24 protein-coding genes, 1 tRNA gene and 1 pseudogene are annotated in these 26,113 nt (G+C 70.5%); 14 read left to right on the forward strand and 12 right to left on the reverse strand.

Annotation, left to right across the window (positions count from 1 at the left end; all coding sequences use genetic code 11):
* Positions 1–7: 7 nt before the first annotated feature.
* Complete coding sequence (locus ACFPBZ_RS00835; protein WP_378034088.1) at positions 8–1,105, reverse strand: nucleoside triphosphate pyrophosphohydrolase family protein; 1,098 nt, start codon at positions 1,103–1,105, stop codon at positions 8–10.
* 80 nt (positions 1,106–1,185) lie between these two features.
* On the opposite strand from ACFPBZ_RS00835, the gene ACFPBZ_RS00840 reads away from it, so the two are divergent.
* The 5 genes from ACFPBZ_RS00840 to ACFPBZ_RS00860 all read left to right on the forward strand — a co-directional run bounded on the left by ACFPBZ_RS00840 (position 1,186) and on the right by ACFPBZ_RS00860 (position 5,429).
* A complete protein-coding gene (locus ACFPBZ_RS00840) occupies positions 1,186–1,467 on the forward strand; it encodes a hypothetical protein (RefSeq protein WP_378034089.1) in 282 nt (93 codons plus the stop codon).
* A 1,105-nt stretch (positions 1,468–2,572) separates the two neighbouring features.
* Positions 2,573–2,956 carry a holo-ACP synthase gene (locus tag ACFPBZ_RS00845; protein ID WP_378034251.1) on the forward strand — a complete coding sequence of 128 codons (384 nt, stop codon included), beginning with the start codon at positions 2,573–2,575 and terminating at the stop codon, positions 2,954–2,956.
* Positions 2,957–2,990: 34 nt separating this feature from the next.
* On the forward strand, positions 2,991–3,380 hold the full coding sequence (locus tag ACFPBZ_RS00850) for a helix-turn-helix transcriptional regulator (RefSeq protein WP_378034090.1): 390 nt from the start codon (positions 2,991–2,993) through the stop codon (positions 3,378–3,380).
* 217 nt (positions 3,381–3,597) lie between these two features.
* On the forward strand, positions 3,598–4,779 hold the full coding sequence (locus ACFPBZ_RS00855; protein ID WP_378034252.1) for an ImmA/IrrE family metallo-endopeptidase: 1,182 nt from the start codon (positions 3,598–3,600) through the stop codon (positions 4,777–4,779).
* Between the two features lie 50 nt (positions 4,780–4,829).
* Positions 4,830–5,429 carry a C1 family peptidase gene (locus ACFPBZ_RS00860; protein ID WP_378034253.1) on the forward strand — a complete coding sequence of 200 codons (600 nt, stop codon included), beginning with the start codon at positions 4,830–4,832 and terminating at the stop codon, positions 5,427–5,429.
* 520 nt (positions 5,430–5,949) lie between these two features.
* On the opposite strand, the gene ACFPBZ_RS00865 is transcribed toward ACFPBZ_RS00860, so the two are convergent.
* The 3 genes and pseudogenes from ACFPBZ_RS00865 to ACFPBZ_RS00875 form a co-directional block, all read right to left on the reverse strand.
* Positions 5,950–6,879 carry a hypothetical protein gene (locus ACFPBZ_RS00865; protein ID WP_378034091.1) on the reverse strand — a complete coding sequence of 310 codons (930 nt, stop codon included), beginning with the start codon at positions 6,877–6,879 and terminating at the stop codon, positions 5,950–5,952.
* 11 nt (positions 6,880–6,890) lie between these two features.
* Positions 6,891–7,775, reverse strand: a pseudogene (gene mobF / locus ACFPBZ_RS00870) (MobF family relaxase); the annotation flags it as partial.
* A gap of 54 nt (positions 7,776–7,829) precedes the next feature.
* Entirely contained in the window at positions 7,830–8,027 is a 198-nt protein-coding gene (locus tag ACFPBZ_RS00875) for a hypothetical protein (protein WP_378034092.1), read from the reverse strand.
* A 90-nt stretch (positions 8,028–8,117) separates the two neighbouring features.
* On the opposite strand from ACFPBZ_RS00875, the gene ACFPBZ_RS00880 reads away from it, so the two are divergent.
* From ACFPBZ_RS00880 to ACFPBZ_RS00890, 3 genes are all read left to right on the forward strand, one after another.
* Positions 8,118–8,190 (forward strand) — tRNA-Lys (locus ACFPBZ_RS00880).
* A 533-nt stretch (positions 8,191–8,723) separates the two neighbouring features.
* Positions 8,724–9,200 carry a L,D-transpeptidase gene (locus ACFPBZ_RS00885; RefSeq protein WP_378034093.1) on the forward strand — a complete coding sequence of 159 codons (477 nt, stop codon included), beginning with the start codon at positions 8,724–8,726 and terminating at the stop codon, positions 9,198–9,200.
* 20 nt (positions 9,201–9,220) lie between these two features.
* A complete protein-coding gene (locus ACFPBZ_RS00890; protein ID WP_378034094.1) occupies positions 9,221–9,652 on the forward strand; it encodes a hypothetical protein in 432 nt (143 codons plus the stop codon).
* Here the strand turns inward: ACFPBZ_RS00890 and ACFPBZ_RS00895 are convergent.
* Together ACFPBZ_RS00895 and ACFPBZ_RS00900 are read right to left on the reverse strand one after the other, a co-directional pair.
* Positions 9,649–10,800, reverse strand: a complete 1,152-nt coding sequence (locus ACFPBZ_RS00895; RefSeq protein WP_378034095.1) for an MFS transporter — start codon at positions 10,798–10,800, stop codon at positions 9,649–9,651. The two genes, ACFPBZ_RS00890 and ACFPBZ_RS00895, sit on opposite strands and share 4 nt — an antisense overlap.
* A gap of 328 nt (positions 10,801–11,128) precedes the next feature.
* On the reverse strand, positions 11,129–12,163 hold the full coding sequence (locus ACFPBZ_RS00900) for a PHP domain-containing protein (protein ID WP_378034096.1): 1,035 nt from the start codon (positions 12,161–12,163) through the stop codon (positions 11,129–11,131).
* A 90-nt stretch (positions 12,164–12,253) separates the two neighbouring features.
* On the opposite strand from ACFPBZ_RS00900, the gene ACFPBZ_RS00905 reads away from it, so the two are divergent.
* From ACFPBZ_RS00905 to phoU, 6 genes are all read left to right on the forward strand, one after another.
* A complete protein-coding gene (locus tag ACFPBZ_RS00905) occupies positions 12,254–13,852 on the forward strand; it encodes a Rieske 2Fe-2S domain-containing protein (RefSeq protein ID WP_378034097.1) in 1,599 nt (532 codons plus the stop codon).
* Positions 13,853–13,857: 5 nt separating this feature from the next.
* Positions 13,858–14,976 (forward strand): tRNA dihydrouridine synthase DusB, encoded by a 1,119-nt coding sequence (dusB, locus tag ACFPBZ_RS00910; protein ID WP_378034098.1) that lies wholly within the window; start codon positions 13,858–13,860, stop codon positions 14,974–14,976.
* Positions 14,977–14,979: 3 nt separating this feature from the next.
* Complete coding sequence (locus tag ACFPBZ_RS00915; RefSeq protein ID WP_378034099.1) at positions 14,980–15,447, forward strand: hypothetical protein; 468 nt, start codon at positions 14,980–14,982, stop codon at positions 15,445–15,447.
* Between the two features lie 218 nt (positions 15,448–15,665).
* Complete coding sequence (locus tag ACFPBZ_RS00920) at positions 15,666–16,676, forward strand: GGDEF domain-containing protein (RefSeq protein WP_378034100.1); 1,011 nt, start codon at positions 15,666–15,668, stop codon at positions 16,674–16,676.
* Positions 16,677–16,832: 156 nt separating this feature from the next.
* Complete coding sequence (locus tag ACFPBZ_RS00925; RefSeq protein WP_378034101.1) at positions 16,833–19,163, forward strand: LCP family protein; 2,331 nt, start codon at positions 16,833–16,835, stop codon at positions 19,161–19,163.
* Between the two features lie 97 nt (positions 19,164–19,260).
* On the forward strand, positions 19,261–19,917 hold the full coding sequence (gene phoU, locus ACFPBZ_RS00930; RefSeq protein ID WP_378034102.1) for a phosphate signaling complex protein PhoU: 657 nt from the start codon (positions 19,261–19,263) through the stop codon (positions 19,915–19,917).
* A gap of 160 nt (positions 19,918–20,077) precedes the next feature.
* On the opposite strand, the gene pstB is transcribed toward phoU, so the two are convergent.
* The 6 genes from pstB to ACFPBZ_RS00960 all read right to left on the reverse strand — a co-directional run bounded on the left by pstB (position 20,078) and on the right by ACFPBZ_RS00960 (position 26,023).
* Positions 20,078–20,854 (reverse strand): phosphate ABC transporter ATP-binding protein PstB, encoded by a 777-nt coding sequence (pstB, locus tag ACFPBZ_RS00935; protein WP_378034103.1) that lies wholly within the window; start codon positions 20,852–20,854, stop codon positions 20,078–20,080.
* Between the two features lie 9 nt (positions 20,855–20,863).
* Positions 20,864–21,775 (reverse strand): phosphate ABC transporter permease PstA, encoded by a 912-nt coding sequence (pstA, locus tag ACFPBZ_RS00940; protein WP_378034104.1) that lies wholly within the window; start codon positions 21,773–21,775, stop codon positions 20,864–20,866.
* Positions 21,775–22,860, reverse strand: a complete 1,086-nt coding sequence (gene pstC / locus ACFPBZ_RS00945) for a phosphate ABC transporter permease subunit PstC (RefSeq protein WP_378034105.1) — start codon at positions 22,858–22,860, stop codon at positions 21,775–21,777. The genes pstA and pstC overlap by 1 nt, the downstream gene beginning before the upstream one ends.
* Before the next feature lie 20 nt (positions 22,861–22,880).
* A complete protein-coding gene (gene pstS, locus ACFPBZ_RS00950; RefSeq protein ID WP_378034106.1) occupies positions 22,881–23,987 on the reverse strand; it encodes a phosphate ABC transporter substrate-binding protein PstS in 1,107 nt (368 codons plus the stop codon).
* 293 nt (positions 23,988–24,280) lie between these two features.
* A complete protein-coding gene (gene mshD, locus ACFPBZ_RS00955) occupies positions 24,281–25,153 on the reverse strand; it encodes a mycothiol synthase (RefSeq protein ID WP_378034254.1) in 873 nt (290 codons plus the stop codon).
* A 66-nt stretch (positions 25,154–25,219) separates the two neighbouring features.
* Positions 25,220–26,023 (reverse strand): winged helix-turn-helix transcriptional regulator, encoded by an 804-nt coding sequence (locus tag ACFPBZ_RS00960; RefSeq protein ID WP_378034255.1) that lies wholly within the window; start codon positions 26,021–26,023, stop codon positions 25,220–25,222.
* Positions 26,024–26,113: the final 90 nt, after the last annotated feature.

The following is a 26,113-nucleotide window of genomic DNA, read 5'->3' on the forward strand; positions in this document are numbered from 1 at the left end:
TCCGCAATTATCCGTCGTCAGTCTCTCGTACCTGCTTACGAGCAATGGCCGCCTGACAAACGCCAGCATGCTCGCGCAATTCCATTTGAGATAGAGGACGCACTGTTATCGTGCGAGCATCGAGGTCGCATTCGATAGCGCCGTGACCCCGCTCGTGGAGCTCACGCCAAATTGAGAATCCTCGTAGAATTGCGTGCTCCCACTCCTTCGTCGTACATGCTGCAACCTCAAGGTTCATGGTCATGTACTGACACACACGAAGGATATCGCTCTCAACGTGCCGAGCCTCCGCATAAAATCCGGACCGAGACGCAGCCTGGAAGATGAACGCTGCGATCCCCTCCTCTATTGCGATTGCGCGGCCGCCGTCCTCGACGTCGTCGGTCTGTGGATTAGCTTTGCGCTTGAACTTGAGCAACGCGCGTTCAACCGGGCTCCAACCGAGAACTGCAAGAAATCCAAGGTGCAGAGCGTCATGGAACCGATATCCGTCTTCATCGTAGGCGTTATCTCCAACGAAGTCCCCGCAGGGGAATCCGTTGCGGACCGGAACCACACGCGCAGGTCCGGTCGAATTAGGCGATGTCGGAGCCGAAGCGATTTGCACGTTCAGTACCCGCGGCATCCGCTCCATCTGTGCGGGGTGGGCGCCGTCAAAAACGTGTGCAGGACCTAGACCGTGTCCCCGGCCAGACCCCTCGCCTCTGGCCGGCCGCGGGGAGATCAACAGGGAGCTTGTGCCGACCTTCGAGTTGAGATCGCTCCCAGCCAGCACGGCCGCATCGGAGGCGGGCGGTAGCGGTCGCTCGTGCATTGGCCACCGCGCCGCTGTCTTCTTCAAGTTGGCTGTGGCTACCTCCGCCATGCTCACCCCGAGGAGGGACGCCGTGTCCGCGACGTACCACAGCACATCTCCGAGGTCCTCAATCGCCAGGGCGCGGTAGTCCGTATGAATAGGCCCGTCCCGCACGATCTTCTTCTGGTTGGTCTGCAGCGTGCCGACCTCCCCTCCCAGCCCCAGCAGGGCGATCGTCAGCGCCCTGCCCGGGTCGTCCGGGTTCTGGTCAGTCGCCCATGCCTGCCGCTGATACCTGTCCAGGTCCACGACCTACCCACCTTCGCGATGCTTGATTTTCTTGCATGCTTCCGGCTACCTTGTCAGGAAGTCAAGCAACGGAGGGTGCTGTGATTGACGAGCAGGCCTTGCTCGAGGTCATGGTCGAGGCGATCGCCGAGGCCATGGCCGTCGAGGTCAGCGAAGTCCTAGAGGCACTAGAGGCCGTTGGGGGTGAGGACAACCTTGAGCTCGACAGCCGGGTGGCGGAGTGGGTTGTCGCTCACGTCGAGTCCTCTATGCCGGAGGTCGGGCGGTTGCCCGCACCCGCCAACCTTGAGCCGCACCAGATCGGCACGTTGGGCGCTCTACGACGGGCCATGCAAGACGCACTCATCCAGCAAGCCGGGTAAGGGAGGTTCAGATGTCACTGACTGTGCAAGGTCCCAACGTAGGCGCTGCCTGGATGCAGGCCTTTGATGCGCTTATGCAGGCCGACGATCGCCAGCTCGTCAACCTCTTGGTCACCGTCGACAATCCACTTGAGGAAGACCTCGGGGTGCGGTCGGCGCTCGAGGAACATCTCGCTCGCCTCGCACGCGATCCTGGTCGCCGTCGTGGCAACAAGACCCTAGATCCAGTACACAGCGTCCACGCGGTTGCCAACACGATCTTCCCCATCTCCCTCTACCAACCGACCGCGCCGGATGCTGCGGCCCGCTTCTTTCGCACGGCAACCACCGTCAGCTCCCGCCATGGAGGCCAATGGGGCAGCTACATTGGTCGACTGCTTAGTTATAGGCAACCTGGCGGGAAGAAGATCAATCAGCTCGAGCGGTTCTTGGCGGTACTCTTAGAAGAGAAGGAGTTCAAGGACCGATACGAAGCCGTACTGTCATACCCCGGTGAAACACTTGACAGTGCGTTCGATCTAACCCATCGAAGCCCCAGCGCCTCTCCGACTGTCACAAAGGAGCCGACCGACGCCCTCAGTCAATCTTATGAACGAACAGAAAAACAAGCTGGTCCCAGCGGAGACCTACACATTATCGGGCCCACGGACCGACGGACCCGTGGCGGCCCCTGCATGTCCCACTTGAGCCTGACTCTCATTGGGGGACGTTTGCACATGACCGCGCTCTACCGCCGACACCACTACATCGCGCGTGCTTATGGCAACTTTCTCGGACTCGCGCGTTTGCTGAACTTTCTGGCTCGCGAGAGCGGAAATGAGGTTGGCGAGCTAACGGTCGTAGGAACGCACGCACTCGTGGAAACAGGTCGAGTCTCCGAACTGAGGCAGCTGCATACCGACGCCCATCAGCGAGTTGGGGATATCCGCGCCATTGAGACCTCGACGCGGCCGATTGGTTCAACTTGGCGTGACCTGGACCTACCCCCTCTCCCACCAGCGCCCACGGGCGATGTACTCCCTATGCCGGTGCGAGTGTGACTGGCATGGAAGTAGAGTCAGCCGCCTCAGTCCGCACAACCGCTGTGATGCTGCTGCAGAAGGCCATGGGCGAGTCCACTGCGAACCTGCGCGTTGGTGTCGACGCCTGCGACGTTTCCGAGCTCCGACGTTGGCTCTCGTTGCCCACCGCCGAGCGTTTCCTGGCCAACACGTACACCGATGATGAGTTGCTGTACTGCGGCCGTGACGCTAGCCGACTGGGCGCTCGGTGGGCAGCAAAAGAGGCAGTAGCGAAAGCCATAGGAAGCGGATTTCGCGGAATCGCTCCCAACGATATCGACATCGCACATCGGCAAGACGGCGCCCCGGTGGTGCGATCTGGATCCGTGAGAAAGTGGCCACATGGTGCAGAGCGGTGGGCTTGGTCAGTATCGATGAGCCACGAGAAGGACCTAGCCGTTGCAGTTGCGATAGCGGTGGTCCCATGAGCACCGCCCGGACCGCGACCACGAGGCGAGATCGATGACCGGATCGACAGGGCAAGGACCCGATACTGGGTCGCCGAAAGCGGACGATCTTGCTCTTCGCATACGACGAGAACGTGAGTATCTGGCACTGAGCCAAGAACAGGTCGGAGCCGTGCTGAAGATTTCTCGGCAAGCAGTTGGTGCAATTGAGACTGGGCGGCGTAAGGTCTCTAGCCAGGAGCTCAAGTCCCTCGCTGACCTGTTCGGTACGAGCGTTGACCGTCTACTCGGTGCGGAGCTGCAGGTGGACGACACTTCTCAGGCCCTATTCCGAGCAGCCCGAGAGCTGTCCACCGAAGATCGCCAGCAGGTGCTTCGTTTCGCAGAGTTCTTACGGCACGCCGGGCAACCGCCGAGCGTCGATCAGCCAAGCGGGGAGGGATGAGCACCATCGGCCTCGTCGCTAGTCCGTTCACCGCTCGAGGAGGCACCGACTCCGAGTGGAGCGACGTGCTTTGCACTCGCGGAGCCTCCGAACGCGCCTGCAGGATTGCTACACCGACCATTGACCCAGCACGCATTTGCATTGAAGGCAGCTAGCGGTGGACACTCGGCAGGCGCTGGCTCACGCCAGCATGGAAGCTACGAGGCTGAACAAGCGGATGAAGTTGCCGCTCGACGAGCCCATTGATGTGTTCGGGCTGGCCCAACGGCTCGGGGTATGGCTCGCTGCCGAACCCCTAGACCGTGCCTATGGCTTCTATCTACGGCAAGGCGACGTTGCCGGCATTGTGATCAATTCACAGCACCCCGAGGCACTGCAGCGAACGACCTGCGCCCACGAAATAGGGCACTTTGTCTTAAGCCACGATAGCCACACGGACGACGCTTCAACTCTTGAGCAGTTCGCCGGAATCGCCCTGCAAGAACGCCAAGCCCAAGTCTTCGCCTCCGCCCTGCTCGCCCCGCTACCACTAGTACACAATACGGTGCTCCGGTTAGGGCTGCGTGGCGCGGTACTCGAGGCCGCCGACGTCTACCGGATCAGTCGAGTAATGGCGCTGAGCTTTCAAGCGACAGTTTGGGCGCTCCGTAACGCTAAGCTGCTCCCCCCCGCCTGGGCGAACCAACTCACCAAGGTCACCGCGAGCTCTGCGAAGGACGCCCTCCGAGGAATGTCGCACTCAGGGGACGCTCGAGCTGACGTTGTACTGCTCACCGCCCAGGATGCCGGCTCTGCGGTGTCTTGCCGAGCCGGCGACGAGGTACACCTGCGCCTCGATGAAGATCTCAGTACCGGGTATCAGTGGCAGTTGGGGCTGCCGTCAGAAACTCCTATCGACAGTCCGACATCACTGGACAGAGGTGACTCGGCTGAGGTCTCCCTCGCTTGGGACGGGGCTGAAGGGCTGACCGTCGGATCGTCCGGCGTTACGCGCGAGAACGTCGACATCCCTGTTCAAGCGACGAGTGACACCACACCTGCCTGGGAGCGACTTCTCGACCGTCACCTTGGCGCAGAGGAGATTGCAACCGTCGCCGAGTCAGCAACCCGGAGCCCGGCCCGAACCAGGAGCGCGATAAGGAGAGCCAGGATGTCCGCCGCTCAGGAGCCGGCAGAGCCGCTGCTTCCTGCTGCTGGGGTCCGAGTGATGGTGGTGCGTCCGAGGGTCCCCGGCCGCCACGTCCTCAATGTAGCTCTCACCCGGCCATGGCAAGTGCTACCAGCATCTGGCAAGGTCCTGCAGTTCGTCGTAGACGTCCGGCCTTACGCTGCGATGCGGACGCCCGGGCTGGCGCTGCCCCAACGTGACCTTCATGCGGCCGCCAAGGCCGCGGCGTGAGCGATGCCCCGCTTCGGTGGATCGTCGACCGGCGGAACGAGCTTCCGGTTGTGGGCGACCAAGGCCGGAGGCCGACATGCTTCGCGTGGGCGACGACCGCGGCTCACGAGCACCGTCGCAACGAGGAACTTAGTGTGGAGTACCTGCACTGGGCGTGCGGACCGCCAGCTGCTGCGCGCGGCACCCGCCCCGCGATGACCAGGGCGTTAAAGAGCCCCGGACAACCCCCGGAGTCTCAGTGGCCATACGACCCGGATCGTGACGAGTCTGCCTCGACCTATACTCCGCCGTCCTCAGTAGTTGGGCCCTTCCAGACCGCCACAACACGCTCCGCAACCCCGAGTATCGATCTTGTCCGAGATGCTCTACTTGCCGGGGACATCCCGATCGCTGGCATCCGTGTCACCCCCGCTTTTCACAGGGCCACTGACGGCGTGATCGACGGAATCGAACAGGGCACTGACGGTCACGCGATCTGTCTTGTTGGTGTAGTCGAAGCCACCCGACCTGTCGGATCTATCAGCTCTGGGGGTCGCCTCGTCTGCGTGCGCAACAGTTGGGGGCCCGACTGGGGCGCAAGCGGGCACGCACTGATGACCGAGCGCGCTTTCCTGGCTACCTCCTTGTTTGTACTGGTCCTTAACGATTGATCCGCTCGGAAGCGTTACGCGTACGACACGGTTCGCTGGCACGTGATCTCCTGATAGATCGCGAACGGCGCCGGCTCATGTCATTCTCATCGTCGTGGAGATCACCGAGTCAGACGTTGCTTGCATCCCAGCTGACAATGTGCGGGTTCCGCTGAAGGAATTCGTTACCGTGTGGCGTGAGGCGTCCCAGCACAGCGAGAGGCAGGGCCGGCAAGGTGAAGTGGACTGGTACTGCGGCGGCGTAGCTGTGACCTGCCGGTGGTTGGCGGCAGCGCCACTGCGCTCGCCCCGCGGCAACGATGTCTTGCGTTCCCCGGCGACGAGAATCCCCGGCTTGGTGTTCGAGGAGCGGATCGAAGCCGAGTACCTCGCCGCGCAGAACCTCGAGCAGCGGCGCGCAGACCTTGCAGCCCGTCCTGGCTGGTGCGAGGGAGTGCCGGCCACGCTGCGATGGGCGTGGCGTCGGGAGGGCCCGCCGCCGCTCGAGTTGTCGGCTCCAACGCCTAGCTAGGCCATGCGACTACACCTCCGTCAGGGCCAGCTCTCCTTCAAGCGGCTCGTCGAGGTCGTTGCCGTCGTAGTCGTCCTCCGCAAGGGCGTCCTCGGTCTGCCACCGCGAGAGTTGATCGGCCTGGTGTGCCGCTTCTTCGGCGGCGTCGAGCTCGTCCCGAGCTTGTATCTCGGCTAGTGCTCGGTGCGCCCGTTCGATGGCTGCGGCGGTCTCATCGACGTCGGGGACTCGGACGTCGTCTTCGCCGGTCACTCGAGGCTCGGCCTGAGCCACCTCCCGCACGTCGGGAAGGTTGGAGACCGGAGCGTTCTCACCATCGGCGTCCTCGAGCGGCGCCGCGTCGCGGGTCCCATCGAGGACGTCGGTGTCAACGATGTCGCGCTGGGCTTCGTCTTCAACCTGCTCAACGAGGTGGGCTTCGAGCCACTCGGCTGCTGTCACGGATCGGTCCGGCGTGGTGTCTGCATGCCGTGCGGCGAGCTCCGCGCTCGCGCGCTCAGCTGCAGCGCGGGTGCCGGCGGTGTGCGCGAGCCAGCCTGACCGGGCGTCGTCGAGTTCGACGAGCTCCCCTGTGCGCGTTTCGAGGGTCTCGGCGAGCGCCGCCGCCTGATCGGCCTCAGCTGCGAGACGTTCTCGCTCAGCGTCCTCCGCAGCGGCTGCGGCCTCGGCACGGCGGAGCTGTGCGTCTTGCTGAGCGCGGGTGGCGGCCTGGCGTGTCCCGGGGAGTTCGTTGCCGACGTAGCGGGGCGCCCATGCGGCCTCCCGCTGATGCGCCCGCACGCGAACTCGGAGTTGACCATCGGAGAGCTCCAGCTCCTCCCGGTCGATCTCCGGTCGGCCCAGCGCCCGCCAGGCCGCTCGAAAGGCCGCGTAGGCCTCAACCTGCCCGGGCTCCGGGGCCGCTCCGAGGGCGTCGTCGGCCTGCTCGGTCTTGTCCACGCCCCGCAGTTCTAGCCGGCCTTGCGGGACTGGACGTCGGCCAACGCGGTCTCCAACACCGCCACCGGCGACCACTCGCCTGCCTCGTTGCTGCCTCCATCGACGCGAGCGGCGAGAGCCTGGTCGGCGACGCGACCGAGACCGCCAGCGACCTCTGCACGCAGCTCGGCGTCGACCCGGTCGAGGAACTCCTCGCGGCTCTCGCCGTCGTGGGACTTCGCCCGGCGGGTGGCCATTGTGGCCTGGCGAGACAGCCGGTCCCGCTCGAGGCCGTTCGCCTCGCGGCCCTGCCGGTGCTCGAACTCGGCGATGAGCTCCGTGGCCTTCGCGGTGACCGCTCGTCGGCGTGAGGAGAGCAGATCGGTCGCGGCCTCGTCGACGCCGACGACCTCGCGGGCCTTGCCGTCGGGGCGCATCGCCAACCGCACCCCGAGCGTCGCGGCGAGGCGCTCCTCGGTGTTGCGCTCGGCGACCGCAGCGGCAGCGGGTCGGAACTTGTGGATCGCGCGGGAGTCCAGGGTCCGCCACTCCCCGTCGTCATCCCCCGCGACCCGGTTGAGGACCGGGTTGTGGATGTGGAGCTGGGGATCGTGGTCGCGCGAGTCGTGCTGGGAGAACGAGGTCACGATCCAGTCGTGCGCGTCGACCCACCGGCCGGCGGCGCCGCCGTGATGCCCGACCCGCGCGTAGCCCGCGTGCTCGGACAGGTAGGCCAGCGCCGCGTTGTTGCCCGCCCAGATCGCGTCCTCGACGGCCTGTCGGTACTCGCCCCACGCGGCCGCCGCGTCCTCGTCACCCTCGCGCCGCGCCGCGACCTCGCGGGCCTCGAACGCGGTGTGCAGGACGGTGACCGACTTCTGCACGCTGAACGTGACATCGAGGAAGGCGACGTTGTGCCGGGCCCCTTGCCGGCCTCGGCGCGGCGTTCAGCCGACGCGTCCGGCTCGCGTTCAAGAGCGGCGGCGTAGCTGGTCCTCGGTGGCGTAGCGCCGTCCGGTGTGTCCGAGGGTGGCGGTCTCGGCGAGCTCGTCCCACTGAGAGGGGTCGTGAAAGCCGTCGGCGCGGGGGTCGAGGAAGCGTTCGTAGACCGCGCGCATGTCCTGGGCGTCGACGAGCCCGCTCAGGCCGAGCTTCTCGGCGCCGGCCACTCGTTGGACATGGCGGTGGAGACGGCAGGTTCGGTGGCCGCTCCGCCCACCTGCCCCGGTCGGGCCCGCGCCGCTAGGCTTGCAAGTCGCGGGCCTCTAGCTCAATGGGCAGAGCATCGGACTTTTAATCCGCTGGTTGTGGGTTCGAGTCCCACGGGGCCCACCGTCTCTGAGCAGGGAGTCCGTGGCACTTGCGGTCCCACTGGCCTTTGACTTCGACGTTCTTGGTGCGGGTCGTGGTGCGAGGCGCGGCACCGACCGCAGGAACTTTTCACCCTCACACCGGTGCCACGCGAGAACCGTGTCCATCGGACACGGTCGCGCCCGAGCACTTCGTTCCGGGGCCTCGCCACCGTTCTCGACCCACCGCCGACACGCCGCTGACCCGCTCGGCGCCACCGCGGGTCCGCTGGGCGCGCACGCCGTCGCGTCGTCGAAAAGCCGGTTCCGGACACCCCAGGCAGGCGGGACGAGACCGGCGCAGCGGACCACCACACCGTGGCATCAAGTCGGGCGAGCCGGAGAGATCGACAGACCCCGCGATGGGCCGTCAGTGCTGGTCAGCGACCTACAGCACCCCGAACGACCGCATCAAGCCGACCACGCACCGTGACCTCACCGGTCGCGATCGGTGACCTCCCCGGGTCGTACTGTCCGCGGCACACCGCAGGACCGGCAGTCGGGGAAGGACACGCGTTGGGTCGTCACAAGCAGCACTCCGAGCGTCGCCGCATCGCGAGCGTCGCTCTCGTCGCCGGCGCCATCGGCGTGGGGGTGCTCCAGGCCGCGATCCCCGCCGTCGCCGCGCCGGCCGCCCCGGCGCCGCCCTGCGCCGTCACCGCGAAGGCCTGCGTCAGCATCTCGCAGCAGAAGGCCTGGATCGGCGACGGCAAGGGGACGCTCGTCCGCGGCCCGGTCCCGATCACGACCGGCGGCCCCGGCAACGAGACCCCGACCGGTGTCTTCCACGTCATGTGGAAGGACCAGTTCCACCACTCGCGCGAGTTCAACCAGGCGCCGATGCCCTACTCGGTGTTCTTCGCGCCCGGCGACGCCTTCCACGGCGGAAGCCTGCAGCGTGCTTCGGCGGGCTGCGTCCACCTCGGCGACGACGACTCGAAGGCGTTCTTCGACTTCCTGCAGGTCAACGACGAGGTCCAGATTCTTCCCTGATCGATCGAAGGAGGCCATCCATGTCGATGGCGCTGGTCATGTCCGAGATGCCCGACCTGGTCCGGCGCGTGCTCGCCGAGCACGTGCCCGACGGGGCCGGCCGCTGCGGCGGGTGCCGCGACACCGCGGGCCGCACCGCGTCGTGGCCTTGCCAGACCTACCGGGTCGCGCAGGAGGCCCGCTGGGTCGGCGAGGGCAACCTGCCGGGCACCGGACCGCACGGTCCGCTGGTGCCGGGTCGCCGCGAGCCGGCCCGCCGCGAGCCCGTCCGCCGTCGTCCGGCGGCGCCCTACGACCTCGAGCCCCCGCGGACCGGCGACGTGCCGCTGAGCTCCGAGGGTGGGCGGCGCCGTCGTCGGGAAGGGGGCGACTCGTCGTTCGGGTCGTGGGCGGACGCGCCGCGCAGCGGGTCGTTCGGAGTCTCCGACCGCCCGCGGCACGCCCTGCGCTAGCTCGGCCGCGGTCGTCGGGCCAGGAGCGGGACGGAGCAGGCGGCCGCCAGGGCGGGGAACACGAGCAGGGCCAGCATGGCCGCGGTGATGCCGTGGTGGTCCGCGAGGGCCCCGAGCGCGGGGGACGCGAGTCCGCCGGCGCTGACCGACAGGCCGAGGGTCACCGCGGACGCGAGCCCGAGGTGGCGGGGCAGGTACGACTGCCCGAGCGTCGTGTGCACCGGCACGGGAACGCCGAGGGCGACCCCGAGCAGGCCGGACACGACGACGGCCAGCACCGGGCTCGTCGTCGCCAGCAGCAGACCGAGGGCGACCGCCCCGGCGAGGTAGCTGGCGAGCAGGGTGCCCGCCCGGCCGAGCCGGGCGGTGATCCGACTGCTGGTCAGGGTGGCGAAGGCGCCCGCGGTGGTGAAGGCGGTGAGGGCGAGCCCGGCGACCGCGAGCGGCGCCCCGAGCCGCCCGACGAGGTAGAGCACGAGGAACGCGCTCACCCCGTAGAACAGCACCGACCTCGTCATGATCACGGTGGTGAGCCAGACGAAGCGGCGGCGATCCTCCCCGGCAGGCGCGGCGGTCGTCAGGACGGGGCCGGTGGAGGTCGCGGGGGCCGGGGACCGCCTCGTCGCCGTCACGACCGCCATGACGACCGCCGGGAGGGCCAGCAGCGGGGTCGCGCCCAGACCGAGCCCGCCCAGGACGACCGCGGTGACCGGCGGCCCGGCGGCGAAGCCGGCGAGCCCGCCGAAGGTGAACCAGCCCATGCCGCGGTCGCCGGTCCCGGTGCCGTGGACGGCCCGCGCGGCCTCCGGGTGGTACGCGGCGATGCCGAGCCCGGAGACGAGCACGGCGACCCAGGTGGCGGCGAAGCTGTCGGTGAGCCCGACGACGCCGATGCCCCCGGCGGCCGTGAGCATCCCGGCGGTGCGCAGACCCGGGACGCGGCGGCGGTCGGCGAGCACGCCGAACAGCGGCTGGGCGATCGAGGCGAGCAGGGTCGCGGCGAGGACGATCCCGCCGGCGCGGGCGAAGTCGTAACCCCGGATCGCGACGAGCAGCGGGACGAGGGCCGGGACGACGCCCTGGTAGAAGTCGTCGACGGCGTGCTCGACGGCGATCGTGAGGGCGCGGCGGCGGCCGGATGTGGACATGGTCCTCGTGAGCACTTCCGGGGTCATAGGCCCGCGAAGTGCTCACGAGCGCGCAGCGCACATGGAAAGACCCCCGGAGCATGCTTCCCACCTGTGGTGGTGCTCGGTGGACGGGCCGAGCGCTCCGGGGGTCCGGTGTCCGACGGGAATTCACCGGTCGACGTGCCCACCCAGCGGGTGGGGCCGGTCAATCCACGACCTGGCGCCGACTAGTTGTCGGACACCTCACGAGTCCTGTCGTTCTTCAACGCTGGACCACCTCCTCTCCCATGTACCGACCACGCTAAGCCTGGATCCGCGTCCTCGCAAACGAGATCGTTTGTGCAGGTCAGAGGCGTGTGCGCCAGGCGAGGAGGTCGTCGGCGGAGCGGGTGTTCACGATCTTCCCAACATCGACCTCACACTCCTCGGCGCGCTCGCACCCGTAGGGCTGCCAGTCGAGCTGGCCGGGGGCGTGGGCGTCGGTGTCGACCACGAACTCGCAGCCGAGCTCCACCGCGCGGCGGAGCAGGTCGCGGGGCGGGTCGAGCCGCTCGGGGCGGGAGTTGATCTCCACGGCGACCCCGTTCTCGAGGCACGCCTCGAACACCGCGTCGGCGTCGAACGTCGACGGCGGCCGGGTGCCGCGCCCGCCCGTGACGAGCCGGCCGGTGCAGTGCCCGAGGACGTCGACGAGGGGGTGCGAGACGCCGCACACCATCCGCGCGGTCATCTCCTCGCTGGGCGCGCGCAGCTTCGAGTGCACGGAGGCGACGACGAGGTCGAGCTCCTCGAGGAGGTCGTCGGGGGCGTCGATCGAGCCGTCCTCGAGGATGTCGACCTCGATGCCGCGCAGCAGCCGGAACGGGGCCAGCTCCTCGTTGACCTCGGTGATCACGTCGAACTGGCGGCGGCGCCGCTCGGGGGACAGGCCGTTGGCCACGGTGAGGTTCTGCGAGTGATCGGTGAGGACCATCCAGGAGTGCCCGAGGTCGCGGGCGGTGCGGGCCATCTCGAGGATGTCCGAGCCGCCGTCGGACCAGGTGGAGTGCGTGTGGCAGTCGCCGAGCAGGGCTGCCCGCAGCTCCACCCCGCCCGCCACCGGGGCGGTGTTCCGCTCGGCCAGCTCCTCGACGGCCTCCGAGGTCCCGGACGCGACGACGTCGGTGACCACCGCCGCCGTCTTCTTCCCGACCCCCTTGAGGTCGGTCAGCGTGCCCGCCCGGGCCCGCTCGACGACCTCGTCGGGATCCAGCTCGGCCAACCGGTCGGCCGCCGAGCGGTACGCCTTCACCCGATAGGTGTCGGCGCGCTCACGCTCGTAGTAGAAGGCGACGGCGCGGAGGGCGGCGATCGGGTCACCGTCGACAGGGACTCGGCTCACGGGTCAGACATACCCCACCCGGGAAGCCACGACGGGGCCCGGGCGCGGACAATCGGTCGTGGGTAGGACGAATATCGAGGAGGACTGCTCGTGCGGGTGACCGGAACCGGGCACGCGGGGATGCGCTTCGAGACCGCGGGCGGCAGCGTGCTGTGCGACCCGTGGACCAACCCGACGTTCTTCGCGTCGTGGGTGCCGTTCCCCGACAACACGCAGCTGGACTGGGCCGAGCTCGGCCGCTGCGACTACCTCTACGTCTCGCACCTGCACCGCGACCACTTCGACGCGGAGAACCTCGCGAGGAACGTGTCGAAGGACGCGCGGGTGCTGCTGCCCGACTTCCCCACCGACGAGCTCGAGCACGAGCTGCGCGACCTGGGCTTCCGGCACTTCGTGTACACCCGCTCCGGCGAGCCGGTCGACCTCGACGGCCTGCGGGTCATGCTCACCTCGCTCAAGGGCCCGGGGGACGGCCCGATCGGCGACTCGGCGCTCTCCCTCGACGACGGCACCGCCCGCATCGTCGACCAGAACGACGCGCACCCGCTCGACATCCCGGAGCTGCTGGAGTTCGGCGCCTACGACGCCCACTTCACCCAGTTCTCCGGCGCGATCTGGTGGCCGATGGTCTACGACCTCCCGAAGGCCGCCAAGCGCGAGTTCGCCCGCCGCAAGCGCATCGGGCAGGAGGACCGCGCGATGCGCTACATCCGCGAGGTCGGCGCCCCCAACGTCTTCCCCACCGCGGGCCCGCCCTGCTTCCTCGACGACGAGCTGTTCCGCTGGAACGGTCTGGGCTACGAGGGCGTCGAGGGCGAGTCGATCTTCACCGACCAGTGGGAGTTCCTCGGGCGCATGGAGGAGCTCGGCCACTCCGCCGGGTCGGGTCAGCAGGGCCACCTGCTGCTGCCCGGCACCACGGCCGAGATCGACGGCCCGACGGTCCGCGACCTCACGCATCCGATTCCCGACGACGAGGTCGAGCGCATCTTCGTCTCCAAGGAGCAGTACCTCCGGGAGTTCGCCGAGCGGGCCCGCCCGACGATCGAGGCGCAGAAGGCCGCCTGGTCCGCGCCGCAGACGGACCTGCTCCGTCAGCTCAAGGAGTGGATCGAGCCGCTGATGAAGCGTGCCGACCACATGTGCGACGGCATCGGCGGCGTGGTCCGCATGGACCTCACCGGGATGCCGGCGGGCACCCCCGGGGTCGACGACGACGGCACGCTGGGGCTGGCGTTCGACTTCGCCGGCCGCGAGATCCGCGTCTACGACGGCGAGCAGGCCCGCTACCGCTGGACGATCCCGGCGACGCTGGTGCAGACCAACGTCGACACCGGCGAGGTCGACTGGTCGAACTCGCTGTTCCTGTCGGTGCGCTTCGCCGCGACCCGGGTCGGCCAGTACAACGAGTACCTCTACACGTTCTTCAAGTGTCTGTCCGAGGAGCGGATGGACTACGTCGAGAACTGGTACGACGCCGCGAACGACGACGGCAACGACATCGAGCTCGACGGGTGGCAGGTCCAGGCCCGCTGCCCGCACCTGCAGGCCGACCTGTCGAAGTTCGGGGCGGTCGACGGCGACGTGCTCACCTGCACGCTGCACAACTGGAAGTTCAACCTCGCCACCGGCCGGTGCCTCACCTCGGCCGGCCACGAGATCCGCGCGACGAAGCTGGTCGAGGACTGACGATCATGGAGCCCCTGCGCATCGGGAAGCACGAGCTCGCGGCCCCGGTCGTGCTCGCGCCCATGGCGGGCGTGACGAACCCGCCGTTCCGCCGGCTGTGCCGGGAGCAGGGCGCGGGCCTCTACGTCTGCGAGATGATCACCGCGCGGGCGCTGGTGGAACGCCACCCCGGCACCGCCGAGATGATCGCGTTCGACGCCGACGAGAACCCGCGCTCGATGCAGCTCTACGGGGTCGACCCGGAGACGATCGGGCGGGCGGTGGCGCGGATCGTCGAGGAGGACCTCGCCGACCACGTCGACCTCAACTTCGGCTGCCCGGTGCCCAAGGTGACCCGGCGCGGCGGGGGCGCCGCCCTGCCCTACAAGCGGCGGCTCTTCGAGTCGATCGTGCGGGCCGCCGTCACCGCGGCCGGGCCGCTGCCGCTCACCGTGAAGATGCGGATCGGCATCGACGACGACCACGTGACGTTCCTCGACGCCGGCCGGATCGCGGCCGCCGAGGGCGTCGCCTCCATCGCCCTGCACGCCCGCACCGCGGCGCAGCGCTACTCCGGGACCGCCGACTGGTCGCGGATCGCCGAGCTGCGCGATGCGGTCCCCGCCGAGACCCCGGTGCTCGGCAACGGTGACATCTTCTCCGCCGAGGACGCCCTGGCGATGGTCGAGAAGACCGGTTGCGACGGCGTCGTCGTCGGCCGGGGCTGCCTGGGGCGGCCGTGGCTCTTCGGCGAGCTGGAGGCGGCCTTCGCGGGGCGCCCGGCGCCGACCCCGCCGACGCTCGGGCAGGTCGCCGGGGTGATGCGGCGGCACGTCGAGCTGCTGATCGCCCACCACGGCGAGCGCAAGGGCGTCCGCGAGTCCCGCAAGCACATGTCCTGGTACCTGCACGGGTTCGCGGTGGGCTCGGAGGTGCGCCGCGAGCTCGGCCTCATCGACGGCCTCGAGCGGCTCGACGAGCTCCTGGCCCGCCTCGACGCCGACCAGCCGTTCCCGGCCGAGGCCGACGGTCCCCGCGGCCGCCAGGGCTCCCCGGGGCACGTGACGCTGCCGGAGGGTTGGCTCGACGACCCCGAGGACGTCACCGTGCCGACGGGGGCCGACGTCATGCACTCCGGCGGCTGAGCCGTGCGCCCGGCCGCCGCCCTCGTCGTCGGGGTGGTCCTGAGCGCGGGCCTGGCCGGCTGCGCGACGGTGGTGCCGGGTACGGCGCGGATCGCGCCCGTCGCGAGCGCCGACCGGACGCTCGTCGACGCCTACGTCGCCGCCGCGAACCGCGCGGGGGCGGCCGGACCGCGGGAGCAGGAGACGTTCCTGCGCGCCACGCAGGCCGAGAGCACCCCGTTCCCCCCGGACCGGTGCTTCGGCGAGCTCACGCTCGACACGTCGCTCGTGGGGCGCACCCTGCGCCCCGACCCCGGCTGGGCACCGCCCGCCGCCCTCCCGGCGACCGGTCGGCCACAGGGCGCGATCTACGTCGCCGCGGCCGCCGTGTCGGTCCGCCAGGGCGCGCTGGAGATCCGGGAGGATGTCGGGTCGAAGCATTTCGTCGTCCGCGACGGCCGCGTCACCAGCTACGCTCCGTGTGCTAACTGAGACTTGACGGCACCCCGGGTCACCACCTCCGGACTTGAGCCCCCGGTCGGGCAGTCCTTCGACCCCCAACGAGCAGCAGCCCGAGTTCGACACGCAGAGTCACGTCGACCGGACGGGTTGATGTGGTCGGCGGCCGGGGTGTGGTCGTTGCTTCCGCGGCGTGTTGGGCCACACTGGAGTTAGGAACACCAGGGCATCGACGGGAGCGGCGAGTGTTCGTGAGGGCCTCCACGGTCGGCGGGTCGCCGCACCGGGCGTCGGCGACGACGCCGGCTCCGATCACCGTCGCGCCCGTCCCCGACCTCCCCGACGCGCCCTTCCACGAGCCCGCTGCCAGCACGTTCGACACGCAGCCCATCGTCGGGATCGACGAGGCCCTGTCGCTCGACTCCACCACGGACGACGACGGCGAGCTCCGCGCCCGGCAGGCGCGCCAGCACGAGGCGGCTGCGGAGGTGCTCGCCGACCGCGGCGACTGGCGCCGCGCCTACCAGCACCTGCGCGCGGCGATGGCCCTCGTGCACCTCGGCGACACACCCCCGGTGCGCGTGCCCGAACAGTTACGCCGCGAAGTCGATCGTCTCCGTCGGGAGCGCGCCGAGGCCCGGGAGCAGAGCCGCCGCGACAGCCTCACGGCCACCTGGAACCGCCGCTACCTCGACGAGCAGCTGTCGACGCTGCGTGACGAACAGCACACGTCGGTCTGCGTCGCCCTCGTCGACGTCGACCACTTCAAGCTCGTCAACGACGGCTACGGCCACGCGGTGGGCGACGCCGTGCTGCGGGGCCTCGTCGGCCTCATGCGCTCCGAGATCGACGCCCTCGTCCCCGACGGCTTCTGTGCCCGCTACGGCGGCGAGGAGTTCGCCCTCGTGCTGCCGGGCGTCAGCCGCGAGGACGCGATCGCGGCCTGCGAGCGGATCCGCGCCCGCATCGAGGGCAACGACTGGTCGGCCGTCGCGCCCGACCTGACCGTCACCGTGAGCCTCGGCTTCGGATGCCTCGACCTCACCGCCACCGCCGAGACCACGGCGAGCGTGAGCTCCGGCCTGCTCGACCACGTCGACGAGCTCCTCTACGTCGCCAAGCGCACCGGGCGCAACGCCCTGGCCTACCGCGACAGCGCCGGCGAGGTCCGCCTCGCGGGGCCCGCGTCCGGACGCCGCGGGGTCGCCGCGGTCGCCCGCACGGTGGGCGGCGCCGCCCGTCGAGGCCGCGCCCGCCGCTGAGGGTCCGTCCGACCGGGTCCATCACGATCGAGTGACGGCCCTTGCCACCCGAGGGCCCGCGGGAGTAGTCCCGCGCGTGGAACTCCGTGTACGCATCAGTACGATCCGTGGACCCCGGGCCTCCCGGGTCCTGTCCCGCGACCGGTGGGGAGTTCCGTGGCGGACGACCGTGAGCGTGGCGCCGGTCCCGGCGTCCCCGCGGGCGGTCCCGACCCCGACTCCCCGCGCACCGGTCCGCCCTCGGTGCCGACCCGGGTGGTCGTCGACGACCGGGCCGACTCCGAGCGCCGCGGCGGGGTGGCCCCGACGATGGTCCCGCTCGCCCGCAAGCGCGCGGCCCGCCGCAGCACGCTGCGCCCGGCCGGGGCGGCCGCCGAGACCGAGCCGATGCGCGACCTCGTCGCGGAGGCCGCCGCAGTCGCGCCGGAGGTGCCCGCTGCGTCGAGCGAGGGGCCCGCTCGCGCGCCTAGAAGCAGCGAGAGTGCCGTTCGCTCCCCCGGCCCGGCGCCCGTTGTCGAGAAGCCGGCAGTCGAGAAGCCGGTCGTCGAGAAGCCGATCGCCTCGCCGGCCTCGGCACCCACCGTCGCCACGGAGACCCCGGCCCCCGCGGTCGTCGCGAAGGCCCCGGCCCCCGCCGTCGTCGCCCCGGCCGACCTGCCGACCGTGCGCACGGCGCGGCCCCCGCTGCCGCCGCCACCCGCCCCGCCGGCCGACGAGCCCGAGGCCGTCCAGGCAGCGGCACCCGCCGAGCCCGTGGCGGCCCCGGCACCCACCCGCCGCACCCCCGCGCCCCGCAGCGTGGTGGTCCCGGCCTCGCAGGTGCACGAGTTCGCCGCCACCTCCGCGGTCCTCGCCGGCGCGGGCGCCTCGCTGCGGTCGCGCTTCGGCGGCGTCACGTGGGCGCGGACGCTGCGGGTGTTCGTCGTCGCGATGTCGACCGTGACGGTCCTGGCCTGCGGCCTCGCCTGGGGCGCCACCTCCTGGTTCGAGGCCGCCGTCCGCCAGATCGCCGCGCTCGACCCGACGTCGTCGGCGATCGTCGACCCGGCCGCGCAGGCGGGCGACCAGAACTTCCTGGTCGTCGGCTCCGACACCCGCGTCGGGGCCCCGCCGAGCGAGGACGTCGGCGACAGCACCGACGTGCCGGGCGCGCGCTCGGACACGGTCATGGTGGTCCACGTCCCGGCCGACCGGTCGCGGATCACCGTCGTCTCGTTCCCGCGCGACCTCGAGATCGACCGGCCCACGTGCGAGCGCTGGGACTCGGTCTCCGGCGCCTACACGGGCCAGACGATCGCCCGCACGGCCCGCGTCAAGCTCAACACCGCCTACCAGGTCGGCGGCCCGCGCTGCGTCACGAAGGTGGTGCAGGAGTTCTCCGGGCTCGCGGTCAACCACTTCCTCGGCGTCGACTTCTCCGGGTTCAAGGACATGGTGGACGCGGTCGACGGCGTCCCGGTCTGCCTCGAGAAGCCGCTGCGCGACTCGGTGCTCGGCACGGTGGTCGACCGCGCGGGCACGTCGGTGCTCACCGGCGACCAGGCCCTGAACTTCGTGCGCGCCCGCCACGTCGTCGGCGACCCCACCAGCGACTACGGCCGGATCAACCGCCAGCAGGTGTTCCTGTCGGCCCTCCTGCGCCAGACGCTCTCCGCGGGCACGCTGCTCGACCTCGGCCGGCTCCGGGGCCTCGTCGACGCGGTCGGGCGCTCGACCTACGGCGAGAACATCGAGGCCGCGCAGCTCCTCGCCCTCGGGCAGTCGCTCTCGGGCCTCGACCCCCGCGACGTCACCTTCACGACGGTGCCCACCACCGGCGTCGCGAACGCCCGCGGCAACGAGGTGTTCCGCCCCGCCGAGAACCGCGCGCTCTTCGACGCCGTGATCAACGACCGGCCGCTGCCCGGTCAACCCGGCTCCGCGCCCGTCACCGGGCCCGCCGCGCCGGTCCCCGCCGACCGGGTCGCGCTGCAGCTCGTCGACGCCCGCACCACCGCCACCTCGGGCACCGACGCCGCCGCGGGGTCGTCGGCCACCGAGACCCGGGCGGCGCCCTCCGAGGACGGGGACGAGAAGAAGGACGAGGACCGCGGGGACTCCGGCGACGGGTCCGGGTCCGGACAGGGCTCCGGGTCCGACGACGACGAGGCCGGGTTCCGGCGCGCCCCCTCGGCCGCCGCGCAGGGGCCCTCGGCGAGCTCGGTGGCGGGCTCGCTGCGCGGCTACGGCTTCACGATCCGGGCCGACGGCATCGGCGGCGCCGCCGACCGCACGGTCATCCGCTTCTCCCCCGACCAGGCCGGCGCCGCCGCGACCCTGCAGAAGGCCGTGCCCGGCGCGGTGCTCGCTCCCCTGCCGGGCGGCGCGGGGCTGCTCGCGCTGGTGCTCGCGGACGACTTCGACGGCCGCGTGGTCGACCCGACCGCCCCTGCGCCGCCCGCCCCCCTGCCCGTGCTGGTCAACGCGGCCGACTCGGCCTGCCGGTAGCGCCTGCGACGCGAGTGAGCGCGGCGTCACGTCGGCGTTCACCCCTGGTTCATGCGGGCGACGGGTGGCCGACCGGGCGCCCGCCTAGTCTGCGCCCATGCGCGCGGCCTACCACGAGAAACTCTCGTCGCTGAACGACGAGCTCGCCCAGATGTCCCTGTTGGCCGGCGAGGCCATGAAGAAGTCCACCACCGCCCTGCTCGAGGGCGACCTCGACCTCGCGGAGGAGGTGATCTCCTCCGACACCGAGATCGACGCCCTGCGCACCTCCGCCGAGGACCAGGCGTTCGGGCTGCTCGCCCTGCAGGCCCCCGTCGCGGGCGACCTGCGTTCGGTGATCGCCGCGATCCACTCCGCGGGCGACCTGGAGCGCATGGGCGACCTCGCGCTGCACGTGGCGAAGGCCGCCCGCCGCCGCCACCCCGACCTCGTGCTCCCGCAGGAGGTCGCCCCCTACTTCGCCGAGATGGGCCGGGTCGCGCTCGACCTCGCCCAGGACGCCCGCCGGGTGATCCTCAACCGCGACGTCGAGCTCGCGTTCACCATGGAGTCCGACGACGACGCCATGGACGACCTCCACCGCCACCTGTTCACCGTGATGATGAACAAGGACTGGCCGCACGGCGTGGCCCCCGCGGTCGACGTGACGCTGCTCGGCCGCTTCTACGAGCGCTTCGCCGACCACGCGGTCGCCGTCGCCCGCCGCGTCGTGTTCATGGTGACCGGCAAGATGCCCGACCCGCCTCTGGCCTGACCCGCGCCCTCCCGCCACACCGCGAGCGGCCCGTTCGTCACCCGAGACGGTGACGGGCGGGCCGTTCGTCCGTTCGGCCTACCCCCGGAACGAGCGAACGGCACTTCCGCTGCACTAGAAGCAGCGGAAGTGCCGTTCGCTCCGGAGAGGGGTGCGCCGATCAGCCGAAGCGGCCCGAGATGTAGTCCTCGGTCTCGCGCTGGGTCGGGTTCGAGAAGATCTTCTGGGTCTCGTCGATCTCCACGAGGTGGCCCGGCTTGCCGGTGGCCTCGAGGTTGAAGAACGCCGTCTGGTCGCTCACCCGCGCGGCCTGCTGCATGTTGTGGGTGACGATGACGATCGTGTACTCCTTCTTGAGGTCCCCGATGAGGTCCTCGATTGCCAGCGTCGAGATCGGGTCGAGCGCCGAGCAGGGCTCGTCCATGAGCAGCACGTCGGGCTGCACCGCGATCGCGCGGGCGATGCACAGCCGCTGCTGCTGACCGCCGGAGAGGCCGCCGCCGGGCTTGTCGAGGCGGTTCTCGACCTCCTTCCAGAGGTTCGCGCCGCGCAGCGAGGCCTCGCAGACCTGGTCGAGCTTCTTCTTGTCCCGGACGCCCTGCAGCTTCAGGCCGGCGACGACGTTGTCGCGGATGGACATCGTCGGGAACGGGTTGGGGCGCTGGAAGACCATGCCGATGGTGCGGCGGACCGCGACCGCGTCGGAGCCGCGGGCGTAGATGTCCTCGCCGTCGAGCTGGATGGAGCCCTCGACGCGGGCGCCCGGGATCTCCTCGTGCATGCGGTTCAGCGTCCGCAGCACCGTGGACTTGCCGCAGCCCGACGGGCCGATGAACGAGGTGACGGTGCGCGGCGGCACGGACAGGTTGACGTCCTGCACGGCGTGGAAGTCGCCGTAGTAGATGTCGACGTCCTTGAGGTCGAGACGCTTGGCCACTACCAGTCCTTACTTCGAGATCGCCGAGAAGCGGGAGATGAAGCTGGCGAGCAGCTGGAAGATCATCACGATGATGATCAGCGTCAGCGCGCCGCCCCAGATGCGGAGCTGGCCGGCGGCCGACGGGTTCGTCGAGAGCTCGGTGTAGATGAGCAGCGGCAGCGAGGCCTGGTTGCCCTCGAACGGGTTGAAGTTGATGGCGCGGGCGTAGCCGACGAGGACCAGCACCGGCGCGGTCTCGCCCATCACGCGGGCGAACGCCAGCATGACACCGGTGACGGTGCCCGAGAGGGCGGTGGGGAGCACGATCCGCAGGATCGTCTTCCACTTCGGGATGCCGAGGGCGTACGAGGCCTCGCGGAGCTCGTCGGGGACGAGGTTCAGCATCTCCTCGGTGTTGCGGATGACCACCGGGAGCATCAGCAGCACGAGGGCGAGACCCACGAGGAAGCCGCTCTGGGCCAGACCGCCGATCGAGATGAACAGCGCGAAGATGAACAGCGCCGCGACGATCGAGGGGACGCCCGAGAGGATGTCGACGGTGAAGCTCGTGATCTTCGCGATCCGTCCGCGGCCGTACTCGACGAGGTAGACCGCGGCGAGGATGCCGATCGGCACGGCGAAGATGCCGGCGATGAGCGCCTGGAGCAGGGTGCCGATGATCGCGTGGTAGACGCCGCCGCGGACCTCGTCGGGCGTGACGCCCGAGAGCGAGCGGGTCCACCAGTCGGCCGACACGATCGCGGGCAGGCCCTTGGACAGGACGCTGACCAGCAGCCAGACGAGCGGGACCACCGCGATGGCGAAGGAGAGCCAGACGAGCACGGTCGCCGTCTGGTTCTTGACCTTGCGGGCGGTGGAGACGTTGCGGAAGGTCTCCGGGACGGCCGGGCGCTCCGGGGCGTCGAGAGTGGTCGACATCAGCCGTTCACCTTCCCGCCCGCGACGACGCGGGCGATCGCGTTGACGACGAAGGTCAGCACGAACAGCACCAGACCCGCCGAGATGTAGGCACCGGTGGGCAGCGGCTGGCTGAACTCCGACGCGGCCGACGCGATGAGCGAGGCGAACGTGTAGCCCCCGTCGAACAGGCTGAGCCCGGAGGGGCTCGTGGCCGACCGGATGACCAGGAGGACGGCGATCGTCTCGCCGAGCGCGCGGCCGAGGCCGAGCATCGAGGCCGCGATGAACCCGCTGCGCCCGTAGGGCAGGACGGCCATCCGGATGACCTCCCAGCGCGTGGCGCCGAGGGCCTGGGCGGCCTCCATCTGGAAGCGCGGGGTCTGGGCGAAGACCTCGCGCGTCGTCGCCGTGATGATCGGCAGGATCATGATCGCGAGGACGATGCCGCCGGTGAAGATCGTCCCGGTGAGCACCGGGAGGTTGCCCGGGGCGAACAGGAAGATCCACCCGAGGTAGGTCTGCAGGAACTGCGCGACCGGCTCGATCGCCGGGGCGAGCACGAGGATGCCCCAGAGACCGAACACGATCGACGGGACCGCCGCGAGCAGGCCGATCACGTAGGAGAACGGCCGCGCGAGGCGGGTCGGGGCGTACTGCGTCAGGAACAGCGCGATGCCCATCCCGATGGGCATCGCGATGACGAGCGCCATGAGCGACGACAGCAGCGTGACCGCGAGCAGGTCACGGATGCCGAAGCGCAGGTTGGCGGCGTCCCCGGTGACGAACTCGGGGCTCGTCAGGAAGTTCGCGTTGTTGGCGAGCAGCGACGGGACGGCCTGGACGACCAGGAAGAGGCCGATCAGGACGATCGCCGCGACGACGACGAGGCCGGACCCGGTGGTGAGTCCGCGGAACACCCGCTCACCGGCCCCACCGTTGGTCGAACGGGGGGTGCCGGAGGTCGGGGGCTGAGGGTCGGTCACGGGTGACATGGTGGCCGACCCGGCCGGACGGTTCTGGGTCTCAGAACCGTCCGAGGGGGCCCGCTGTGTGGTGCGTTCGCTCACGGTGCTCGGATCCGTCTCGTCGCCGTCGGGGGTCACGCCGGGTTCGATCTACGCGATCAGGAGATCGAGTTGATCGAGGTCGTCAGGCGCTGCTTGAACGCGTCGGGGATCGGCACGTAGCCGCCGGCGTTCAGCGTGCCCTGGGCCTGCTGCGAGAGGGCGGTCTGCAGGAACGCCTTCACGGCCGACCCGGTCTGCGGGTCGGCGTACTTCGAGCAGACGATCTCGTAGGTGGCCAGCGCGATCGGGTACGCGCCCGGGGTGGCCGTCTTGTAGAGGCTGTTCAGGTCGAGGCTCAGGTCGTTGCCCTGGCCGGTGACCTGGACCGAGTCGATCGCCTTGGCGACGTTCTCGGCGGAGAGGGCCACGGGGGCGCCGCCGCCGGAGTTCACGATCTGCGCGGCGGGCAGCTGGGCCTTCTGCGCGAACGAGGCCTCGATGTAGCCGATCGAGTTCGGGGTGTTCTTCGTGGCGTCGGTGACGCCCTGCGAGCCGCGGGCGCCGGCACCGACCCCGCCGTTGAACGTCTGGGCCGACGGCTTGCCGTAGGCGTTGTTCGAGGCGGCGTTCAGGTAGGTCTGGAAGTTCTGCGTGGTGCCCGACTCGTCGGAACGGAAGTTCACGACGATCGGCGCGGCCGGCAGGGGCTTGCCCGGGTTCAGCGCGGCGACGGCCGGGTCGTTCCAGGTCGCGACCTGGCCGTTGAAGATCTTCGCGGCGGTGGCGCCGTCGAGGGCGAGGTCGGTCACCCCCGGGACGTTGTAGGCGATCGCGATCGGGCCGAAGACCATGGGCAGGTTCAGCGCCGGCGAGGCGCAGCGCGCCTGGGCCTTCTGCGCCTCGTCCGCCTTCAGCGCGGCGTCGGAGCCGGCGAAGTCGGTCTGGTTGCCGATGAAGTCGTTCCGGCCGGCACCCGAGCCACTGGCCGTGTAGTTGACGGTCTGCCCGTTGCAGGTCTGCTCGAACGTGTTGACGAAGCCGGTGACGGCGTTCGCCTGGGCGCTGGAGCCGCTGGCCTTGAGGGCCTGCTTGCCTCCGCAGGTGACGCCGCTCGCCTGGGCGGCGGTGCCGCCGGCGGAGTTGTCGTCACTGCCGCACGCGCTGAACAGGAGCGCCCCGGCTGCGACCAGACCGATCGCCGCTGCGCGCCTCTGGAACTTCACAAAGATCTCCCGTCTCGTCCTGACGTCCGGACCGGCCGAGACGGCGATCCGGGCATTCCGGCCCGTCGCCCCTGGCGACACGGCCGGAAGCGGACACTAGGGAGCCGGAATGGACGAGCAGCACTGACGAGGTGAACGCGGAATGAACAGGCCCGTTGTGCACCGTCGAACCGGCGCGAGCCTCGTCACAGCAGGTCAGCGCCGGGAGCAGCGGCTGCGCTGAGTGGTTGAACGCTCACTCAGCGAGGTCGACGTCGCCGGGGGATGACGCGGAGGTGACCGCCGGGCGACCGTCAGGCGGACCGCAGGCGGTAGGACACGTCGAGGGCGTCGACGTCGAAGGCGAGCCGCCGGTAGGTGGCGACGGCGGCGGCGTTGTCGGCCTCGACGTAGAGGATCACCTCGTCGAGCCCGCGGGCGGCGAGGTGGTGCAGGCCCGCGAGGGTGAGCGCTCCGCCGAGGCCCCGGCCCTGGGCGGCCGGGTCGACGCCCACCACGTAGACCTCGCCCACCGGGCCCTCGTCGGGATGGATCTTGGTCCAGTGGAAGCCGAGCAGGGTGCCGCTCCCGAGCTCCCGCGCCAGCAGGAACCCCGCGGCGTCGAACCAGGGCTCCTGCTCGCGCCGCCGGACGTCGTCGGCCGTCATGCCCCCCTGCTCGGGGTGCCAGGAGAAGGCGCGGCCGTTCACGGCGACGACCTCGTCCTCGTCGACCCCGGGGCGGAACGGCACGATCTCGACGCCCTCGGGCACGCGCAGCGGCGGCAGCGGCCCCGCGCCGGCGGGGCGCCGCATCACCCACAGCTCGCGCTCGCGCTCCAGCCCCGTCGCGGCCGCGAGCTCGGCGGCCCCCGGGCGTCCCCCGTGCGCCCACGCCCGCAGCCGGCCCGGACGCGCCACCTCGTCGTGGGCCAGCGTGTCGGCCAGGGCCCGCGCGATCCCCCGCCGTCGGGCCGCGGGCGCCACCGCGAGCTCGACCACCACGTCGTCGGGATCGGCGGCGTCGACGTGCGCCCAGCCCGCGAGCGCCCCGTCGTCGTCGCGGACCACGAGGTGGCGGCTGCGGCCCGACGGGGTCGCGAGGTCGAGCATCGTCGGCTCGCCGAAGGCGGCGACGCCGTCGGCGCGCTGCACGTCCGCCGCGAACCGCTCGAGCTCGGCGCGCAGGGCGTCGGACGGCTCGGTCCACTCCGGGGTGATCACGCCGTCGACGCTACTGCGCCGCGCCACCCCTCAGCGGCGGCCCGCCCAGGCGGCGGGCCGCACGACCCGGCCGCCGTCCCAGCTCCCGGCCCGGCCGGGTTCCTCGTCGTCGGACTCCTCGGTCGCGAGGCCGCCGCCGGCCGACTCCCCGCCGAGCACGCCGCGGACCGGCCGGACGAACTTGTAGCCGACGTTGCGGACGGTGCCGATGAGCTGTTCGTGCTCCGACCCGAGCTTCGCCCGCAGGCGCCGCACGTGGACGTCGACGGTGCGGGTGCCACCGAAGAAGTCGTAGCCCCAGACCTCCTGCAGCAGCTGGGCCCGGGTGAACACCCGGCCCGCGTGCTGCGCGAGGTACTTGAGGAGCTCGAACTCCTTGTAGGTGAGGTCGAGCGGGCGGCCGCGGAGCCGGGCCGTGTAGGTGGCCTCGTCGATCACCAGCTCGCCGAGCACCAGGGCGCCCTCGCCGCCGGCGCTGTCGCTGTTGCGCCGGGCGCGCAGCAGCCGGAGCCGGGCGTCGATCTCGGCCGGGCCGGCCCCCGGCAGCAGGACCTCGTCCACGCCCCACTCGAGCGACACGGCGACGAGCCCGCCCTCGGTGAGCACGGCGATGACCGGGACGTCGAGCCCGGTGGAGCCCAGGAGACGGCACAGGCTCCGGGCGGCGGCGAGATCGTGCCGGGCGTCGACGAGGACCGCGTCGTGCGGTCCGGCGTCGAGCAGGGCGGCGACCTCGGGGGCGGCGGTGCGCAGCCCGTGGGGTAGCAGGGACAGCGACGGCAGCACTGACGTCGGTTCGGGGTCGGCGGTGAGCAGCAGCAGCTCCACGCGAATCTCCCTCCACAGTGGTGGCCTGGACCATAGCCCGGTTCATCTCCCCGTCACCCCACTGCGCGTTCCATGTCACCTGCTCCGCGCCCGGAC

This window comes from Actinomycetospora atypica, assembly GCF_042653685.1.
GTDB lineage: Bacteria > Actinomycetota > Actinomycetes > Mycobacteriales > Pseudonocardiaceae > Actinomycetospora > Actinomycetospora atypica.

Excerpts from the sequence above, each read along its gene's own strand:
- ACFPBZ_RS00895 (WP_378034095.1), bottom strand. The coding sequence starts at position 10,800 with ATGTCCACATCCGGCCGCCGCCGCGCCCTCACGATCGCCGTCGAGCAC.
- ACFPBZ_RS00850 (WP_378034090.1), top strand. The coding sequence starts at position 2,991 with ATGACCGGATCGACAGGGCAAGGACCCGATACTGGGTCGCCGAAAGCG.
- ACFPBZ_RS00845 (WP_378034251.1), top strand. The coding sequence starts at position 2,573 with ATGGGCGAGTCCACTGCGAACCTGCGCGTTGGTGTCGACGCCTGCGAC.
- dusB (WP_378034098.1), top strand. The coding sequence starts at position 13,858 with ATGGAGCCCCTGCGCATCGGGAAGCACGAGCTCGCGGCCCCGGTCGTG.
- ACFPBZ_RS00890 (WP_378034094.1), top strand. The coding sequence starts at position 9,221 with ATGTCGATGGCGCTGGTCATGTCCGAGATGCCCGACCTGGTCCGGCGC.
- phoU (WP_378034102.1), top strand. The coding sequence starts at position 19,261 with ATGCGCGCGGCCTACCACGAGAAACTCTCGTCGCTGAACGACGAGCTC.
- pstA (WP_378034104.1), bottom strand. The coding sequence starts at position 21,775 with ATGTCGACCACTCTCGACGCCCCGGAGCGCCCGGCCGTCCCGGAGACC.
- ACFPBZ_RS00855 (WP_378034252.1), top strand. The coding sequence starts at position 3,598 with ATGAAGTTGCCGCTCGACGAGCCCATTGATGTGTTCGGGCTGGCCCAA.